The organism is Falsirhodobacter sp. alg1 (genome assembly GCF_000739715.2).
In the GTDB taxonomy this organism is placed as follows: Bacteria; Pseudomonadota; Alphaproteobacteria; order Rhodobacterales; family Rhodobacteraceae; genus Falsirhodobacter.
In genome coordinates this window covers 368,454-385,563 of record NZ_BBJC02000003.1, presented here as the reverse complement: position 1 = coordinate 385,563, position 17,110 = coordinate 368,454, and the positions used below count along the sequence as shown (strand labels likewise).

Sequence of the window (17,110 nt, the reverse complement as noted above, 5' to 3'; positions counted from 1 at the left end):
GTGCCTCGTCGCCGGACACCAGCCTGTCGGGGGCGNCGTGTCGCCCGGGNAACTCAGCTCCCTGATCCNGGATTTACGGCAAGCCGGGTTGCATCGTCAGTGACAATGGCACCGAGTTCACCAGTCGGGCCATCCTCAAATGGGCCGACGAGAACGAGGTGCCGTGGCACTACATCGACCCAGGCAAGCCCCAGCAGAATGCCTTCGTCGAAAGCTTCAACGGCAGCCTGCGGGACGAGCTACTCAACGAAGAAATCTTCGACAGCTTGGACGACGCACGGCGAAAGCTGGCGCTCTGGCGCTACGACTACAACACGATCAGGCCACACTCGTCCCTGGCCAACCAGACGCCGCAGCAAGCGCGCCGGACGCTTGAGCAATTTGAGGGCTTCGCGCCCGGCGCGCTTGCGAAAGATGACCAAGCCGAATACCGAAATCCAAACTGCAGACTCTCGTTATGAATGAGGGACCAGTGGGGGGCAGGTCACGGCGAAGTTGATTTTTGCGCTACCAATATTGCTGGTGTCTGACTTCCAAGTCATCGCTTTGCCTCGGGGTATGTTGCGAACCTAACCCTGCCACCCACGGACCTGATGGTGAATGGCTAGCCCTCAGCCATGCGTCAAAACTCTATTAAACTGGGCTAGTGCGAACGACGGCTTTGGGGCTTTCGCGTCGCTGGTGTGCATCGGTGTTTCGCCTTCCGCACCGCTCAGATCAAGCCGCCAACTATAGCGCCGAGCACCTAAACGTCCGCGAAGTAGTCCTCGTCGATCGAGGAAATAATGTATCGGCTTCTAGGACGAACCCCCACGCCATACTGGATCATCAGCCCGGCCAGCTTCTGCCCGTTAATCAAGCGGATTCTATGCTGAACCCGGTCGACGTAGTTTACGGCCTCCCGAGAGAAGTCTGATGTCGTGACGAAGACCCCTTTGCTCGCGCCTTCCCCTGTCAGCGAACCGACAAAACGCTGCAGATCTGGTCTGCCGACCTTATAGGTTGCATCGTATCTCTTCGCCTGGATGTAGACCGCGTCGAGGCCGATAGCGTCCTCGTCTATGATGCCATCGATACCGCCATCGCCTGTCACCTTGGTCGTGCACCCGTTCTCAAGGTTACCTCCACCGTATCCCATAGCCGTCAGAAGGTCGACGATGAGCTGCTCGAAACGCAGAGGATCCATGACCTGTAGAAGCCCCAGAAGCTCGTCACGCAGGGCGGCATTCAGGATTTGATGGGCATGCGCCATTGCATCTTCAGGGGTCTGCGTCGGCTCGACCTTCGCACGCGGTATGGGGTTTTCAGCGGGGGTGACGGTAGTGCCGAGCTCGCCTGTCACATCCGTTGCCGTGCGGGCGCGCCATTCCTTGAAGCCCTCAAATCCTTCCAGAAAGCCTAGGTCCAACTGGGTCGGTGGCGAGGCAAGAACCTCGCGCCCCCGAGGCGTTATGACGTGCAGGTTGCGCTTGGGACTTTCCAGCAGACCTGCTTTGCCAAGGTATGTCCGGGCCCAATGTGCCCGGCTTTGCAGGACGGTGAGGCGGCCGCTGGGGATAAGCTGGGCCGCTTCCTCATCGGTGATGCCGAACTCGGCTTTTAGGCGCGGCAAGCACTCCTTGAGGTTCTGGGCACCCTCGCCGAACAGTCGGAGGACGGGCAGCATGAAGATTTCATAGCTGGGGATCGGCATATGTTCAGATCTCCAGCGGCGGCAAAGCGCGAACGATCTTCATCGTCTCGAGGCTGACGGTGATGACGCGGCGGAGGAGGTCAAACGGGTAGCGCGGATCGCCGATCGTTTCGTTGGCATAGTCGTTGGCGTCATTGACGATGCCGCTGTCTTTGTCCGGGCGGATGGCTTGGCGTTCCATCACCCAGTCGATGGCAGGTTTGCCGTTGACCACATAGTCGTAGGCCGCAAGGGGCACGTCGATCAGGGTGATATTTGCGTTGTAGTGAATGACCGAGCGATCCTTGCCCTTGCCGAACGCCATCTTCTCGACCCGGAAGAATTTCTTCGGGTCGTCGATGCTGGCCAGCGACAGGTCGCCTTGTTTGATGGTCACCGGATAGGGCGCGACGGTTTCATAGCCGACATGCAGATCACCAAGGATGCGACCGGCCTGAACCAAGGCCCAAAAATCGGCGGGCTTCTTCACGCAGGGAATGCGGGGCAGTTCCTTGGTCAGGTTGTCTGCGAAGCGGCGGCGGTAATCCTCGGAATGCAGCAGGCCATAGGTGTAATAGAAGATATCGTCCTTGGTGATCGCCTCACCCGGATAGGCCGTCTGGAAATGCGTCAACCCCGCATCGGTGATGCCATGGCGGGTGCGCCCAAGCATCACGCTCAGGCGTTTGGATCGGGGGCGGATGACCGCACTCAATCCGGGTCTTTCGGGTATGACAGGGGCTGCACCGCGTAGCGCAATTTGCAGGGTCAAAGGCCAGATCGGGGCGGTTCCGCACGGGCTGGATATGGTCGATTTCCAACCTGCCGCGTGTCTGCCCGCAATCCACGCAGGCCCATCCGTCACGCTCCAGGATCAGGTGCCGCAGCACTTGCCAGCGCTTGGTCGCGGTTACGCGTTTGCTGTGGCGATGATGTTCGCGGTTCAGAGCCATGCCACTTTCGCCCTGCGCTTGGGAGCCGCCTTCATCCGCTGACCGTGTGCCACTGCTAGAATAGACGCCGATATTGCATCGATCCGGCCAAGCGAGCGTGCTTTGGTCAGTTTGGAGTTCATGGCATCATCGACCACGACAAGCGCGTCAGCAGCCGCCGAGCGCATGAGTAGCGACGGGACTGTGCGTACCTCGCCGTCAAAGACAGCCTTGCGGAACCCTTCCACGTCCTGCCCGCCATCCCGAAAGCCTGCCCACGTCTGAAATTCGTTGATTGAGGCTGTAGAGCCTAAATCCCGTCAGCGCCTGCCCGCCCCGCTGGATGGCAACGCGGGCTTGTTCCTGAAGCCATTGCAGCGACGGGCCAATGCCATACTCCGAACCGGGGTTTGCCGCCTTGATGCCGTCCAGATCGTCCGCCGGCATCCCCAGAGGGGCACGGCATTCGATTATGAAACTGTGCGGGGGCGGGGAATCCATTAGCTGCGACAGAGGATGGCTGTCATCACTGGCGCTTGTGCTAATAATGATGGTCTTAGCTTGTCGCTTGCCTGCCGAGGTTTCCAGGGCTGCGTGCAGTTGCATCCCCTTTTCAGGGTGCCAGTGACCAAATTCATCCTCGCAGATTAGCGTAGGGGAAAGCCCCAACAGGTTCTTTGCATCCGCCGCCACAGCGCGGATCATGCCACCGCCGTTGCCCTCATAGCTGATTTCCAACCGAGGGGCCTGCCGGAATGTGAACAACGCCTGTTCTTCCTCGGGCAATAGCTGCACGATTGCCTGGACGTACTCCCACCCGTCATTGCTGTGGATCCCGACGAACGCTGGGCCCGGACGGTGTCGCGCTGGTATCAACTCCGGCTTTATCATGCCCGGGAGGTAGATGCGCATCGCGCCCACCCCTACCTCGCCCCGTTACTGCCGCCCGACCGCGCGCAGATCGACCGTAGGTTGGAGGTCTATATCGAGTGGCTCAGGGAGATGGACGCGCGGGATCGTCAGGCTCGGAGCCCCCATGATAAGGACGGCCATCGATGACAGCCCTCCTTAGACCATGCACGTCGTAATCCTTGCCAACTCTGCGGTCTATGGCATAGCCGGTGAAGTCGATCATGGGACCAATGTATGTGCCGGCTGCTGTTCGCAATCGAGATTTTCAGCGTGGCTTGCGGAAGTCGCTCATATGTATGCGGCCTGTTTCTCGGCACGCGGGCCGTGGCCATTTTGGGGTTACGCACGCGCCTTGGTCTACATAGCGGACAGGTCGGTCATGACCCATTGTCCCATCAGGCTCTGGGGGCGTATTTTCTCCGTTCCATGCTGTTCTCTCCTTTGCGAACTCCGTGATGGCCGTGGCGCGCCTAGATCGCGTCCGCGGCCGTGTCTCTATCGTGCGGGGCGTCGAAGCGGGTGCCATGTCGCAGGATGCTCCATGCGGTTCGGGCCAGTTTGTTCGCCAGCGCAATGGCCGCCTTGTTGTGGGGCATTCGGGAAACTGCAGCGCTCAACCAGGCGCCAAAGCGGAATGCAGGCCATCGGTGCGGGCGCATCATGATGCCCTTCGCCGCCTGAACGAACAGCGTTCGCAGATATCTGCTACCCCGTTTGCTGATCCTTCCAAGGATGGTTCGACCGCCGGTGCTGAACTGGCGTGGCACCAGTCCAACCCATGCGGCGAAGTCCCGGCCATGGGCAAAGGCTTCGCCCTTGCCGATCGCGGCGACCAGCGCGGTCGAGATCATTGGGCCGATGCCGGGGATCGTCATGATGTTCGCGCAATTCTCCTCGGCTTTGCTGACTTCCACGATCTCTGCCGAGATCGCGTCGATCCGCTGGTCTAGCCATTGCCAGTCCGCCCGCAGGCCCGTCAGGATCATCCGCATTCTGGGTGACATCTCCGCCCGACGCTGTTCGAGGATCGCATCGAAGGAGTTGTTCAGCGCCCGTGGCCAGAGCGGACGGTGATGTTCTGCTCGACCAGAAAGGCGCGGATCTGGTTGATCGTGGCAGTGCGGCGCGAAACCAGCCGGGCCCGCACCCGATGCAGAGCCTGAAGATCGAGCTGGTCCTGGCTCTTCTCCGACACGGTCCGCAGGTTTGGTCGCAAGGCCGCCTCGGCGATGGCTTCGGCATCGTTGTAATCGTTCTTTTGGCCCTTGTTGAACGGCTTAACGTAGATCGCCGGAATGATCCGCGGCTCAAACCCCATCGCACGCAGGGTCCGGCTGACAAAGTGGGCGCTGAGGCAAGCCTCCATGCCAACGATGCAGCGCGGAAGACCGTCAAAGGCCGCTGTCAGCGCCTGTCGTCGGATTTGCTGACGCAACACAAGTTGGCCGTGTCGGTCGAAGCCGACCAGATGGAATGTGTCTTTGCCGATGTCGACGCCGACAACAGCGAGGCCTTCAAGCTGTCCTGCTTTCTTCACTCGCATGGCTGCTACTCCTTTCGATGCGGTGATCCTCGCAAGGATAACACGACGGTTGGGGGAGCAGCCGGCACATCCCATTAGCTGACATTCGCGGGGCCGTCGAAAGCGGCGCCGTCCACATTCATGGGTGCTTAATTGAGGTGAACTTGACCCTCGGGCTGGTCATAACGATACTGCGTCAGCGCCTTCTAGCGATGTCACTGGACGAACGAGCTTGGACCGCTCGATGTAGAAGAGAAATAAATGACAGTTACTTACATCCCGACCGCCAGTAAAATAGAAAACAACTTTCATATCGGGCAAATCACGAGAAGGCTGCGGTCAGGCGAGTTGCATGAGCCTGAAGAAAATGTGATTGTATATGCTGGATGGCCGCAGGTAAAAGATTACAACGGCAGAACTCACATCTCCGATCTGACGGTTATGGGAAGTGATCATGGCATTAAAATGATCAAATTCTCCAACTCTGAGAATCTCACAGATTTAAAAAAAGATGCCTTGAGCATTATGCAGGCTGCTGCAACAACAGAATCTCTCTTGGGCAAAAGCTTAGACCTCAAGCGTAAGCGCAGGCTGATATTTGATGTTGTCCCAGTTCTTTTTGCACCAAACGCATCTGGAGCAGATATTGGAACTGAAGAGGTTGAGGTAGCTGAAACTGAAGCTGAGTTGATTCGCATCCTGAGTGAGGCGGATAGTTCCCTAACTCCCGCGCAGCAGGCTGAGGTTCAAGCGATCGTTGAAGGTGCCAAGGCTCTTGGCCAGATCACTGAGACGGAGAATGATGGGGATATCGACCCGATTGCAAGGGCGTTCTTTGACCTTGAGTCCATCATCTATAACTTTGACGCTACTCAACGCGCCGTAGCGTTGACAAGTGTAAACGGGCCACAGAGGATTAGAGGGCTTGCTGGAACAGGCAAAACCGTTATCCTAGCCATGAAAGCCGCACTTACCCATATCGAAAATCCGAATGGGAAAATACTGATCACATATTATACGCGCAGTCTGAGAGATGTAATCGAGCGCCTGATTACACGCTTTCACCGACATTTTGCAGAGACTGATCCGAATTGGGATAACATTCATGTTCGGCATGGATGGGGTCGGAGTAATCTCCCAGGGGTTTATCGAGACACCTGCATAAGAGAAGGGAAATCCCCAAGAAGTTTCGCTGACGTCCGCGGTCAGAAAGATCCCTTCGGCGCAGTCTGCCAAGAAATTGTTGATAGCCAGATTATATCAGAGTTCTATGATGTTATTCTGATCGATGAAGGCCAAGACTTTCCTGATAGCTTTTATCAAATGTGTTTTTACCTTGCAAAAGGAACGCGCGATGAAAAGCAGATCATATGGGCGTATGATGAATTGCAGAATGTCTTTGATGTGCAAGTTCGAGAGCCAGAATTGCTTTTCGGCACTGACCGAGATGGGAACCCGCGGATTTCATTGGTCAGAAGTTTGCCGGCAGGCACGGACACGAACGATTTTGTGTTGCAGCGCTCCTATCGGAATCAACGTGACGTGCTTGTCCTGGCCCATTCAATCGGGTTTGGTGTTTACAGCAACACCGTTCAGATGCTGGAGAACGCTAAGCACTGGGAAGATGTAGGCTATGAAGTAGTTTCTGGAACTTTTGAGACGGCGAGCGTCAATGTCGTCGAGCGACCAGTCAGAAACAGCCCTAGCATCCTTCATTCTCCAGCTGAGGTCCCTATCGTGTCTACGCATCCGGCGACCGATTTCGACCAGGAAGTAGAATTCGCGGCTGCCGAGGTTAAGTTCTTTATTAACCATGGGATAGCACCACATCAGATTATGATCATCAGTTTGGATGATAGAGTTGCGAGATCATACTTCAGGCATATTTCCGACAGCCTTATTTCAGAGGGTATTGCCTGTAATAATATTATTAAAGATACATACAGTGAGCCTCCTTTCCGCATAGATGGTATGGTTACCATGAGCACGGTGTATCGCGCTAAGGGTAATGAGGCTGCAGTGGTAATCGTCGTTGGTGCTGATGCTGCTACCTTGAGCACGCGTAACGGCAGAAACAAACTGTTCGTCGCATTGACGAGGTCCAAGGCATGGCTTCGAGTGATGGGTGTAAAGAGCAAAGTATTTGCTCAGATTCAGCAGGAATTTAAATTAGCCCTTGATAATAGCCCGCGCATAACTTTCACCATGCCTGACATGACCACTCTCAACACGATTCAACGCGGGCTTGAAGAAAAGCACGCGAGGATCATCGAAGCTAAACGCAGGATGGATAAGATAAAGAGCGAGCTGAAACTTTCAGACGATGACCTCAATAGTCTTATTGAGGAGTAAAAAGTGCAATCTATTAAGTTCGACCAAAGCATCAGGGCGGTGGAAGGCCTTCTGAAGAAGGTGAGTTTACTAGAAGGGACAGTATATAATTTTTCTCTCCCACGTTCAGCGGCGTTCAATGAGATAAGCCTCGCCAGTCAAGACTATAACGAAGTATATGAAGCTGGTCTGCGATTGTCTCACTATAACTTTCTTTTGACTGATCTTGCCTACTTTCAATTTTCGAGGGCGACAGACACGGAATGGGCCTTGGCCTATTATCCGAATCCACGCATAACCGGTTCGCCGAGTGCGAAAGAGACGTTTCAGGAGTTGATAGAGGCTAGGGATAACGGTGAAATATCAGAGGAAGATTTTGCCGAACTTGCCTCCGATATACCATCGAAGGTTTATGTTCCCCGCTTCAGATTCGAGTATAGTCAAAAGCAATTTAAGCCAGTGCGTCACCCTGGAGCCCATTTTCATATTGGCATGTCTGGCGAAGATCGATGGAGCTCAGCTCGAAGATTGTCTCCGCTTTCGTTTGCGCATCTAATGCTGAAGTATTTCTATCCAGATGAATGGTGGCCAGAGTCCCGTTTTTCTGGTCCAGAAGAAAACTGGAAAGATCCCGTGCATATGGCTAATTGTCTCGATGACGGACTTTCTCGGTCTTTAAGAAGCGACGGATTGTCCCATCTTTTTTGCGACGAAGAGCGGAGCGGGCTCCATTTTTCTTCTACTTGAAAGATACCATGAAAACTGCTGAGCGTCTGGTAAGGGGCCGAGCGTTCCGTCACCACAAACCAGACGCACCTGCGAATGTCCGGTAAGGAACTTTTCGCATCAAATGTCGGCCTTTGCGCGAATCTCTTGACGCTGAGCATCATAGTAAAACTGATGCAACGTCCCTTCACCGATCAGCTGGGCAGCTTGCCCCACGTGGTCGGGCAGGACATAGAACCATTCCTTCGGATGAACCTTGCGGCCGAAACGATCCACTACGCGCAGTTCGGCCGGTCTTGCGGACGCGAAAAACCGATGCAGAAGCTGCTCAACACGGCGCCGAGGAAGGTTCTTCAATGAATAGGTTGCGACGATCTCGACTGGAGCAAGCAGGAAGGTCGGGTCGTTGCGGGCATCGGCCACGCGGCGCTGGACGTCTTGGCTGGTGACGCCGATCTTGTGCAAGATCATGCGTTGTTCTCGAATGGTAGGATCGTTCGAGCCGGAACGTGCAACATAGATTGTGCCGGTCATTTCCAGTTGGTCTGCTTCCCAGTCAGGATCCAACGGGCCAAGGCCCACCTTTTGCACCATACGGGCCGTCTTATCGTCATTCAGGGATTTGCGGAACGATGACATTAGGGGGTCGCTTTCGGTCCCGTTCGAAAAGATCACCCGCAGACGGTGGTCGCGTGATCCGCCCCGCGTCGTCATTTCCGACTTTTCCGCAATAAGCGCCAGCAAACCGTTGCGGATGAAAAAGTCACCCTCAAGTGGCTCGATAACCGCCCACTTCTTGACAGGCGTCGCCTCGCGATCGCCCTCTTCCAACAAGGCATGCATCTGTTCGAAACGGGAACGGTATCGCTCGAAGTCGCGGCAGGGCATAAAATCAGCACGATGATCAGGCTGATGCCGATCTGCAGCTGCCGTCGTGTGCGTCAGCGTGACCAGGGAAGGATCGACATCCAGATCATCGTCATCGAAGATATCGTCTAGACTATCTGGAACCGCCTCTGCCGATGGTTCGTCTCGCCACGATGGTGACGGCGGCGAAACTGGCGATAGCAGACCATGCACATCCGCCTCGATCACCTGCGCTGACAGATCTTTTGCTACTGCAGCCCAGATGATTGCCAGCCGCATTTCATCATGTTCAGCTGCCTCGACACTAGGCGTGCGGCCATGGGCGGCAAAAAACGCATTCACCTGGCCGATGACCTGCAGTCCCTTATCGGTCCCTGCCGCAGCACGACCCGAACGCAACTTGACGTCCAGCAAGCCGAACTCGTCAGGCTCGTCGAAAATTTCATCCAAGGTCGGACGCATCAAATAGCACTCTCACGCATCCGGCGCGCCTTTTCGGTCTTGAGCCAAGCCAAGGCCTCGGCCATGCGCCTTTCCAGCGGGTCCGCGGCATGGACATTCGGCTCGCGGCCCATCTGCGCGCGGAAGGCCTTGATGCGGGGCCAGAGCGTTCTGGCTTCATCCCCGCTCATGTTGACGCGCAGCGCGACCATGGCCGACTGCACCTGCGACAACAGCGCCGAATCCAGAGATTTCGACGCGACCTCGAGGCGTTCCTGGAACGTGTTGACGCTGTCGATCAGCTCCATGTCGATCTCGCGCACGTTGATGAACTTCTTGACCATCTCCATCAGGGTATTCGGCATGGCGTCAGGCGTATCATTATCGTCCGGCTTCGCCCCAGTGAACGTCTCCTGAGCCTCGGCAAAGCCCTTCTCGGCCTCTTTGCGGGCCAAAGTCAGGATGTTCATATGTGCGGCCAGATGCTGGCGCACGGACTCGCGTTCCTCCGGCTCAAGGCTCTCATACCGGCGTTCGACGATGTCGGTCAGCACCATCTGCGTCGCGACCTCGGGCGCTGTATCGGTCATCAGGACGCGACGGTCCATTTCCTGATAGGCGCTGGCCAGTAGGTCCTGCATATCCTGTTCGCAGATGTCGCGGGCACGGTTGGTGGGCGGCTCGATCAGGCCTTTGATGCCGATCATGACATTTCCTTGACCGTCGGTTTCGACGGGCGCACGCACGTCGCGATCCTCGCAGCGGTAGAACTTGAAGTTCGGCGCCAGCACCTGCTCCATCAGCAGCGAACCGGAAATCGCCTTTAACATGTCGTTGACGGCATCAGCCACCGCACCAGTCTCCACGCCCGGTTCCGCCACAAGGTTCGTGAACAGCGCACGCGGCTTGCCCGGCGCATCGCGGGTGGCGCGGCCAATGATCTGCACAATCTCGGTTAGTGAGGAACGATAGCCGATGGTCAATGCATGTTCGCACCAGACCCAGTCGAACCCTTCCTTCGCCATGCCAAGGGCGATGATGATGTCCACCCTGGCGCGATCGGCGGTATCGTCGCGCTTGCCGTCGGGGCCGCGGATTTCGCGCGAAAGCGCCGCCTTTACGATGTCGCGCCCCGGCCCGTCATCGACCAGATCGGCTACCTGCACGACGCGACCATTGGGACGTTCCACCAGATCGAAGCCCGTAGCAGGATCGCGGCCCTTGTGCGTGCCGATCATATCCATGATCCGGCCTACCTCATTGAACTTGTCGTCGAAGGCCTCGGCCGATCCGCGATGCGGGATGTGGATGATCGTCTTCTGATCGGGGTTCAGGACACCCGGCAGGCCGTTGGTATAGTTGCCCCTGTAGAAGGCATAGTTGATGCCAAGCGCCTTCAGGTGCTCATACCCTTCCAGTTGCTCGTAATAGCTGTAGGTGACCTTGGTGAAGCGGTCCTCGTCCTCGGTCCGCAGGACAGGATCACTGTCGCCGCGGAAATAGCTGCCGGTCATCGCCATTATGTGGCATTCGGCGCGGGTGATCAGACTGCGAAGGATCACGCCCAGACGGTTGTTGTCGGACGCCGAAACGTGGTGAAACTCGTCGATGGCGATGAAGCAGCTGTCGAACGCCTCGATCCCCTTTTCCAAGGCCACCTTGTCGAAGCCGAAGCGAAAGGTCGCGTGGGTGCAGACCAGCACTGGCGCATCGCTAGCCATGAACGCCTCGAAGGCCTTGACCTTCTGCGCCTCGGCCCCGTCGCTGGTCAGGCACAGGTTCCAGCGGTCATCGACCTGCCAATCGGCCCAGAACCCATAGCTTGTCAGGTCGGTCGAACGGAACGACCCGCCGATCGAGGTTTCGGGCACGCAGACGATGGTCTTGGCCAGCCCCTGATGCCGCATCTTGTCCAGCGCCACAAACATCAGCGCGCGGCTTTTTCCGGCGGCGGGCGGGGCCTTCAGCAGCAGGAACTGCGCCGCGCGGGCGTCATAGGCGCGGGCCTGCATCTCGCGCTGGCCAAGCGCGTTGGTCGAGGCCTTGGACCGTCCGAAGGTGATATCGACCATCAGCGGCCCCCTTTCGCGCCAAGGGCTTTGACCCGTGACGCATACAGCTTGAACAGTTTTTCCAGCCGCTCGGTATCGTTGCGGAAGGGGCGACCGATATACATTGTTTCGAGCAGCTCATCGTTTTCGCGGTGAACGGCCCGCAGATCGTCGGGCATCTTTTCGGGATCGTAAAGGTCGGCGATGGTTTTAGGATAATGCGACCAGCGGCATTTCAGGATGTTCATGGCCGAAGCCGACAGCGCCTCGAGCTGCGCATCGGTGAATTTAGGCACTGGGAAGGTGTTCCAACCCAGCGTGTTGGAATAGCGGAAATCGGATTTCAGTTTGCCGCAGACCGTGGCGATCCAGACCAGATGCAGGCGCGAAGCGATCAGTGCGATGCACCAATCCGGCGCATCGTAAAGCACTTGGTTCAGGTCCGAGGAAATAACATCGGCGCCGACCTTTTCGACCGGCAGGTAGGGACGGCGCTCCGAGGTGACGCGGGGGACAAGGATGGCGTGTTCTTTCGGGGATAGTATATCCCTGAACTGATGTGGGCGGGACGCAAGTTTCTGCCCACCCGCATCTTTCATGGCCAGCCGGATTTGCCGCGAACGTTCGATCCGGTCCTCAATATCGGAAATCTGGCTGGCCTCGGCCAAACCTTCATCCATGATCCAAAGGCAATAGCGATCAAGGCCGCGAACAACCTCCATCGACCCCATGAAGCGTCGAATGTATTTCTCTGCGCGAGGGACGCGGCCTACAAGGTCGTCGCGTTCCTCAGGCGAGAGGATAAGGGCGCCGCCTTCGGTTGGCTGGTTCCCACGCGGCATATGTGGAAGTTCAAATATGCTTCGATTGCTTCCAGCGACGAACGCGTCCGGCGCGCCCACCAGATACGCATTTATATTCTCAACGGCACTATCCAGTCCGTTTGAAACCAATCGCTTCGTCTCCTTCGACACATTCCGCAGCCCGACAATCGAACAAATCACCGCCGCATTGGCCGAGGCATTGTTGCGCCATTTGAAGTCCTTATGCGCGAAGCCGATTTCGAGATCATCGCCCAGAATATGCGGCCACAGTGCCGCCACGGAATAGCCTTGGCAGATTGAGTTCGTGGACACCAGCGCGGCCCGCGCCTGCCGCCCATGAATATACTGCGATGCCTTGAAGAACCACGCCGCGACGAAATCGAACGCGGCAAAGCTGGAGACGTGGCCCGCGAACACACGCGCAAGATCGGCCTTCTGTTCCTTGCTCTGATAGGTCGATCCCAGAAACGGCGGATTGCCCGCGATGAACACCTCCTGCCCATCCACGGGCGGAGGGCAAACCTGTTCCCAATCCTCGCGCAAGGCATTGCCGGTGCGGATGTTCGCGGCATCCTTCAAGGGAAGTGCCGCGGGGCGGCGGCCAAAGACCTCGGCAAAGGCGGCATTGGCTTGATATTCGGCGATGAACAGCGCCAGCTTGGCGGTCTCGGCGGCAAAATCCGCGATCTCGATGCCATAGAAATGCGTGATCGGAATGGCCGAGAACAGCGGCGCCTGCGTGTTTGCTGTCACGTCCTGCAACCGCTCCAGGACCCGCGTCTCTCGCGCCCGCAGCTCACGATAGGACACGACGAGAAAGTTGCCCGACCCGCAGGCCGGATCGAACACCCGGATACCCGACAGCCGGTCCAGCACCTGCTGCAATCCCTTGGGCTTGTCCCATGCGTTGTGGATCTGCGCGTCCAGATCATCCAGGAACAGGGGGCCGATCACCTTCATGATGTTCGGAACCGAGGTGTAGTGCATCCCCAGTTCCGCACGCTGCTTCGGATCGGCCACCGACTGGATCATCGACCCGAAGATGTCTGGGTTGATCTCGCGCCAGTTCAGGCCACTGGCCTCGCGCAAATAGCGGAAGGCGACGACATCGAAGCTCGGCGCGTCTATTTCGCCCGCGAACAGTCCGCCGTTGACGTATTCCAATTCCGCCGTCCAGAAGGGCAGCCCGTCACGCGCACCCTTGGGCAAGTTCATGGCGCGGAAGGCCGCGATGATGGTGGCCTGCGCCTCCTCCCCCCGGTTACCAGCATGGGTGAAGATCAGGCGCGAGAACTGCTTGTCGGGAAAGATGCCGACATCCTCGGCGAACATGCAGAAGATGAGCCGCATCATCAGCTGGTTCATCTCATGCCGCCGCGCCTCGGTCGCCCAGTCGGGGTTCGCCTTGATCAGCGCGTCGTAAAGGCGGGCCAGCCTGCCGGTGGCCTTGACGTCGATCGGATTTTCCTCGACTGCGCGATAGCGTTCCTTGCCGGCGGCCGGCAGGAAGAAGCCGAAGTTGTCGCCGATCTCATCAAACCGGCAATGCAGGGTATCGCCCGAGGTAGGATGCTCTGCGGCGACCGTCTCGCCATCTGTGGCGATCAGGATGGCAGGCTTCGAGGCTTGGGTTTTCTTCGAGGCGCGCAGCTGCTCCAGCGTGACATTCGTCAACCCCGCAAGAGCCGGCGCATAGTGAAACTTCCGGTTGAACAGCACGCCGCCCGGCAGGTCGGATTTGTTCGTGCTGCCGCGCAGCTTCGATATTGCCGCCTTTGCGGCATCCGTTGCCTCGGCGAAGGTGAAGGGAAACTCATTCGGATCGAAGGGCGCGGCGGCGATTTCCGCCAAGGCGTCGTAAATTTCTGTCGGGTTCATCAATGGCCTCGGTGGTGTTCTGCCATTGGTAGACGAGCAAAAGGCGCGCGGCTATCGAATTCATCCCTATGCGCTGCGTCCGATAAAGTAGTTTATCCCACGCTGGAGCAACCATGACAGCTGCCGCGAGGCGGGGCTGCTTATCTGATTTAGTTGATTGCGAAGCTATCAGACCCCAGCTAAAAGTGTTCCATACGGATGTGGCATACGGCTACGGACCGGCACGTTAAGTTGTATAAAGATCAACGACTTACACATTGATATCTGTGGCTCCGTCCCCTACCGCCGGAGCCAGATTTACTCAGTAAATCAGCTACATACAAAGAAGCCCCTAGCGGGGTTTTTTTTNATTTTTGTGCTATAGGAACGCCACCGAAGATCAAGAATATATTGCCTTCGAGATGCAAGGTTCCGGCAGTTGTGCGGAACAGCGATCACGTAAACGCAGAACTAGGCCACAAGTGGCCGTGAGGGATGAGATTGCCTTAAATCAAAGGTTATTTACCGTTCATTCCTTCGGCGATACAGCAAAACAGGTTGCAGCCGATCATGCCCTGCAACCTGTCTGCCGTGACGTTGTTTCGCCTGATTACTTTGCCAGTGCCCGCCCTGCGGATTGCCGGACCAGATGGTGCACCAAAGCCAGAACCGCCAGAGCAAGACCGAACAGGACCATCCCGTGCCAGCCGGCAATGCTCATCATCTTCACCCCGGCAGCCGAACCCAAGGCCGCAGCGATGTAATAGCCAAGCATGTAAACCGCGTTCATCCGGCTTTGGGCCTTCGGATCAATCGCGAACACGCGTACCTGGTTCGGGATCTGCGCACCGAAAACGCCCAGATCCAGCAGGATGATACCTACAACAAGACCGGCAAGGCTGTTTCCCCAAATGGCAAGCACGCCAAAGGCTGCAACGACAAAGCTTAGCGCGACCGTAATGATCACGGCAGGCCCGAAGCGGTCAACAAGCCGCCCGGCAAGCTTGGCCCCGAAGATGCCGGCCATTCCCACCAGCCCGAACATACCGGCCTGCTGCACGGTATAGAAGAACGGCGCAGCCGTAACGTGGATGGCAAGCGTCGCCCAAAGTGCATTGAACGCAGCGAACCACAAGGCGCCCGTCAGAACACTCTCGCGCAACAGACGATGCTTTTTGATCAAGCCCAGCATCGATGCAATCAGCGCGGGGTAGGATAAGGTGACATTGGGCTTGTTGTCCGGAAGGTTTGCCCGCAGCAGAATTCCGAATAGCGCCGCCAGAAGGGCCGCGACCAAAAATACCGCACGCCAATCGAAATATTCCGCGACAGAGCCGCTGACCGTGCGTGACAACAGGATACCCACCGTCAGACCGGTCATCAGCGTACCCATCGTCGCGCCCTTGGTGGCAGGCGTGGCGAGGGATGCGCCCAACGGCAACAGCTGTTGCGTGATGTTTGCGCCCAGACCCACAGCAAAGAATGCCACCAGCAAGACACCGAAATTTGGAGCCACAAAGACCGCCAGCAATGCAACCGTCAGCAATACGGACAGGTATCCGATCAGGCTCCGCCGGTTCATCGTATCCCCCAGAGGGGAGATGAACAGGATTGCCGCAGCATAGCCCAGCTGCGATGCCGAAGGGATCAACCCGACGGCACCACCGTCAAGGCCGAATGCCTCCTGAATAGAGGGCAGCAGGGGTTGGTTGTAATAAAGGTTGGCAGCCGTGGCCGCGATGGCCGTGCTCATAAGCAGGAGCAAGGGCCGGGAAATCGGGGGGCGTTCTATCGGGTCAGCCATGAGGCATCCTTTGAAAATGGTCAGGCCGCGCGTTCAGCCGCGTCGGATGAAGTACAGGCCAGACCCTATGTCGGATCAAGGGGCGAAGCAGGCAGGCCCTCGAGGCATGCCGGTGTCATTGAAGAGACAGATAGGGCAGCCGAACCTATAACAGAAATATTCATTGTTGATTTAAGTAATACCAAATCCGTATAACTGAAGAATGGAAATCCGGACCCTCAGGACATTCGTCACCGTTGCCCGCCTCAAAGGGTTTTCGGCTGCTGCCCGCGAATTGAATACGGTGCAACCTGCCATCAGTCGTCAGATCCATGATCTGGAGGCGGAGCTGGGCGTGTCCTTGTTCTGGCGCTCTACGCGGGATGTGCGCATCACCACGGCCGGAGAGACGCTGCTGCAGGAAGCCATCGAAATTCTGGCCCATGAGGATCGCGCGCGAAAGCTGGTTCAACGTGCCGGTCAGGGTCAGATCGGGCGCCTGAGGATCGGCTTTCTCAGCTCTGCGGCGCAGGGCTTCCTTCCTGCAATCGTTCGTTCGTTCAGTACGGATTTTCCACAGGTGCAGGTGTCATTGTTCGAGATGACCGCCGCAGAGCAGTTTACCGCTCTGGAAACCGGTCAGCTGGACATAGCGCTGTCACGCCCCCTTCCAGCCGGGGCGGCAGAGCATTTCGGCAGTATCGAGATCTATACAGATCGGCTGTTCGTATTCCTTCCCGAAGGGCATCCTTTGGCGGCGCAGGCCCGTATTGCCATTGCTGCATTGGCCGCCCACCCCTTCGTGTTGTTTCAGCGCCCCGGCGCGCCCGGTCTGTTCGACCAGATCATCACGGCTTGCCGCAGGGCCGGCTTTTCGCCTGAAATTGTGGCGCAGCCAAACTCCATGCAGGCGGTGCTGACCAGTGTTGCATCCGGAATAGGCCTTTCGGTCGCCCCCGGCTGTATCAGGCAACTTGATATCAAAGGATGTGTGATCCGCCCCCTTCAGGCCGATGCCGGATCAATTCCGTTCGAACTGCACCACCGCACCGACCGGACAGAGCCGTCAACGCAGGCATTCATCGACCTGATGATCAATTCGAGGGAAGACATACGCAGCAGAATGGGCCTCTGAAGGCGCGGGCGGGTATGGATGACTGCTGCCGGGCATTTTGCAGACGCCGTGGCAGCA

The 17,110-nt window shown here is 57.4% G+C and carries 12 protein-coding genes and 2 pseudogenes; 4 read left to right on the top strand and 10 right to left on the bottom strand.

Annotated elements, in window-relative coordinates; all coding sequences use genetic code 11:
• Positions 1-461, top strand: a pseudogene (locus tag TR36_RS08315) (integrase core domain-containing protein); the annotation flags it as partial.
• Between the two features lie 284 nt (positions 462-745).
• On the opposite strand, the gene TR36_RS08310 reads toward TR36_RS08315, so the two are convergent.
• The 6 genes and pseudogenes from TR36_RS08310 to TR36_RS08290 all read right to left on the bottom strand — a co-directional run bounded on the left by TR36_RS08310 (position 746) and on the right by TR36_RS08290 (position 5,059).
• On the bottom strand, positions 746-1,693 hold the full coding sequence (locus tag TR36_RS08310) for a restriction endonuclease (protein ID WP_045390105.1): 948 nt from the start codon (positions 1,691-1,693) through the stop codon (positions 746-748).
• Between the two features lie 4 nt (positions 1,694-1,697).
• Positions 1,698-2,306, bottom strand: a complete 609-nt coding sequence (locus TR36_RS08305; protein ID WP_237763540.1) for a type ISP restriction/modification enzyme — start codon at positions 2,304-2,306, stop codon at positions 1,698-1,700.
• A complete protein-coding gene (locus TR36_RS14925) occupies positions 2,275-2,625 on the bottom strand; it encodes an HNH endonuclease (RefSeq protein WP_082714893.1) in 351 nt (116 codons plus the stop codon). The genes TR36_RS08305 and TR36_RS14925 overlap by 32 nt, the downstream gene beginning before the upstream one ends.
• The gene (locus tag TR36_RS14920) at positions 2,616-2,852 is read right to left on the bottom strand and encodes a hypothetical protein (RefSeq protein ID WP_082714892.1); all 237 of its coding nucleotides are present in this window, start codon (positions 2,850-2,852) and stop codon (positions 2,616-2,618) included. Before TR36_RS14920 ends, TR36_RS14925 begins: the two co-directional genes overlap by 10 nt.
• Entirely contained in the window at positions 2,824-3,516 is a 693-nt protein-coding gene (locus TR36_RS08295) for a hypothetical protein (protein ID WP_062762996.1), read from the bottom strand. The genes TR36_RS14920 and TR36_RS08295 overlap by 29 nt, the downstream gene beginning before the upstream one ends.
• A 470-nt stretch (positions 3,517-3,986) precedes the next feature.
• A pseudogene (locus tag TR36_RS08290) lies at positions 3,987-5,059 on the bottom strand (IS110 family transposase).
• Positions 5,060-5,299: 240 nt separating this feature from the next.
• Here TR36_RS08290 and TR36_RS08285 point away from each other — a divergent pair.
• Together TR36_RS08285 and TR36_RS14915 are read left to right on the top strand one after the other, a co-directional pair.
• Positions 5,300-7,390 (top strand): DEAD/DEAH box helicase, encoded by a 2,091-nt coding sequence (locus tag TR36_RS08285; protein ID WP_062762994.1) that lies wholly within the window; start codon positions 5,300-5,302, stop codon positions 7,388-7,390.
• 3 nt (positions 7,391-7,393) lie between these two features.
• A complete protein-coding gene (locus TR36_RS14915) occupies positions 7,394-8,116 on the top strand; it encodes a DUF2290 domain-containing protein (protein WP_082714891.1) in 723 nt (240 codons plus the stop codon).
• A 99-nt stretch (positions 8,117-8,215) separates the two neighbouring features.
• On the opposite strand, the gene TR36_RS08280 is transcribed toward TR36_RS14915, so the two are convergent.
• From TR36_RS08280 to TR36_RS08265, 4 genes are all read right to left on the bottom strand, one after another.
• Entirely contained in the window at positions 8,216-9,424 is a 1,209-nt protein-coding gene (locus TR36_RS08280) for a GIY-YIG nuclease family protein (protein ID WP_045390117.1), read from the bottom strand.
• Positions 9,424-11,475, bottom strand: coding sequence for a DEAD/DEAH box helicase (locus tag TR36_RS08275; RefSeq protein WP_045390120.1), 2,052 nt, complete (start codon positions 11,473-11,475; stop codon positions 9,424-9,426). Before TR36_RS08275 ends, TR36_RS08280 begins: the two co-directional genes overlap by 1 nt.
• Positions 11,475-14,156 carry a DNA methyltransferase gene (locus TR36_RS08270; RefSeq protein WP_045390122.1) on the bottom strand — a complete coding sequence of 894 codons (2,682 nt, stop codon included), beginning with the start codon at positions 14,154-14,156 and terminating at the stop codon, positions 11,475-11,477. The genes TR36_RS08275 and TR36_RS08270 overlap by 1 nt, the downstream gene beginning before the upstream one ends.
• Before the next feature lie 589 nt (positions 14,157-14,745).
• Positions 14,746-15,939: an MFS transporter gene (locus TR36_RS08265; protein ID WP_045390124.1), complete on the bottom strand. Its 1,194-nt coding sequence runs from the start codon at positions 15,937-15,939 to the stop codon at positions 14,746-14,748.
• Positions 15,940-16,141: 202 nt separating this feature from the next.
• Here TR36_RS08265 and TR36_RS08260 point away from each other — a divergent pair, with 202 nt between their 5' ends.
• On the top strand, positions 16,142-17,053 hold the full coding sequence (locus TR36_RS08260) for a LysR family transcriptional regulator (protein WP_062762992.1): 912 nt from the start codon (positions 16,142-16,144) through the stop codon (positions 17,051-17,053).
• Positions 17,054-17,110 lie beyond the last annotated feature (57 nt).

Excerpts from the sequence above, each read along its gene's own strand:
- TR36_RS08280 (WP_045390117.1), bottom strand. The coding sequence starts at position 9,424 with ATGCGTCCGACCTTGGATGAAATTTTCGACGAGCCTGACGAGTTCGGC.
- TR36_RS08270 (WP_045390122.1), bottom strand. The coding sequence starts at position 14,156 with ATGAACCCGACAGAAATTTACGACGCCTTGGCGGAAATCGCCGCCGCG.
- TR36_RS08275 (WP_045390120.1), bottom strand. The coding sequence starts at position 11,475 with ATGGTCGATATCACCTTCGGACGGTCCAAGGCCTCGACCAACGCGCTT.
- TR36_RS08295 (WP_062762996.1), bottom strand. The coding sequence starts at position 3,516 with ATGCGCATCTACCTCCCGGGCATGATAAAGCCGGAGTTGATACCAGCG.
- TR36_RS08285 (WP_062762994.1), top strand. The coding sequence starts at position 5,300 with ATGACAGTTACTTACATCCCGACCGCCAGTAAAATAGAAAACAACTTT.
- TR36_RS08265 (WP_045390124.1), bottom strand. The coding sequence starts at position 15,939 with ATGGCTGACCCGATAGAACGCCCCCCGATTTCCCGGCCCTTGCTCCTG.
- TR36_RS14925 (WP_082714893.1), bottom strand. The coding sequence starts at position 2,625 with ATGGCTCTGAACCGCGAACATCATCGCCACAGCAAACGCGTAACCGCG.
- TR36_RS08310 (WP_045390105.1), bottom strand. The coding sequence starts at position 1,693 with ATGCCGATCCCCAGCTATGAAATCTTCATGCTGCCCGTCCTCCGACTG.
- TR36_RS08260 (WP_062762992.1), top strand. The coding sequence starts at position 16,142 with ATGGAAATCCGGACCCTCAGGACATTCGTCACCGTTGCCCGCCTCAAA.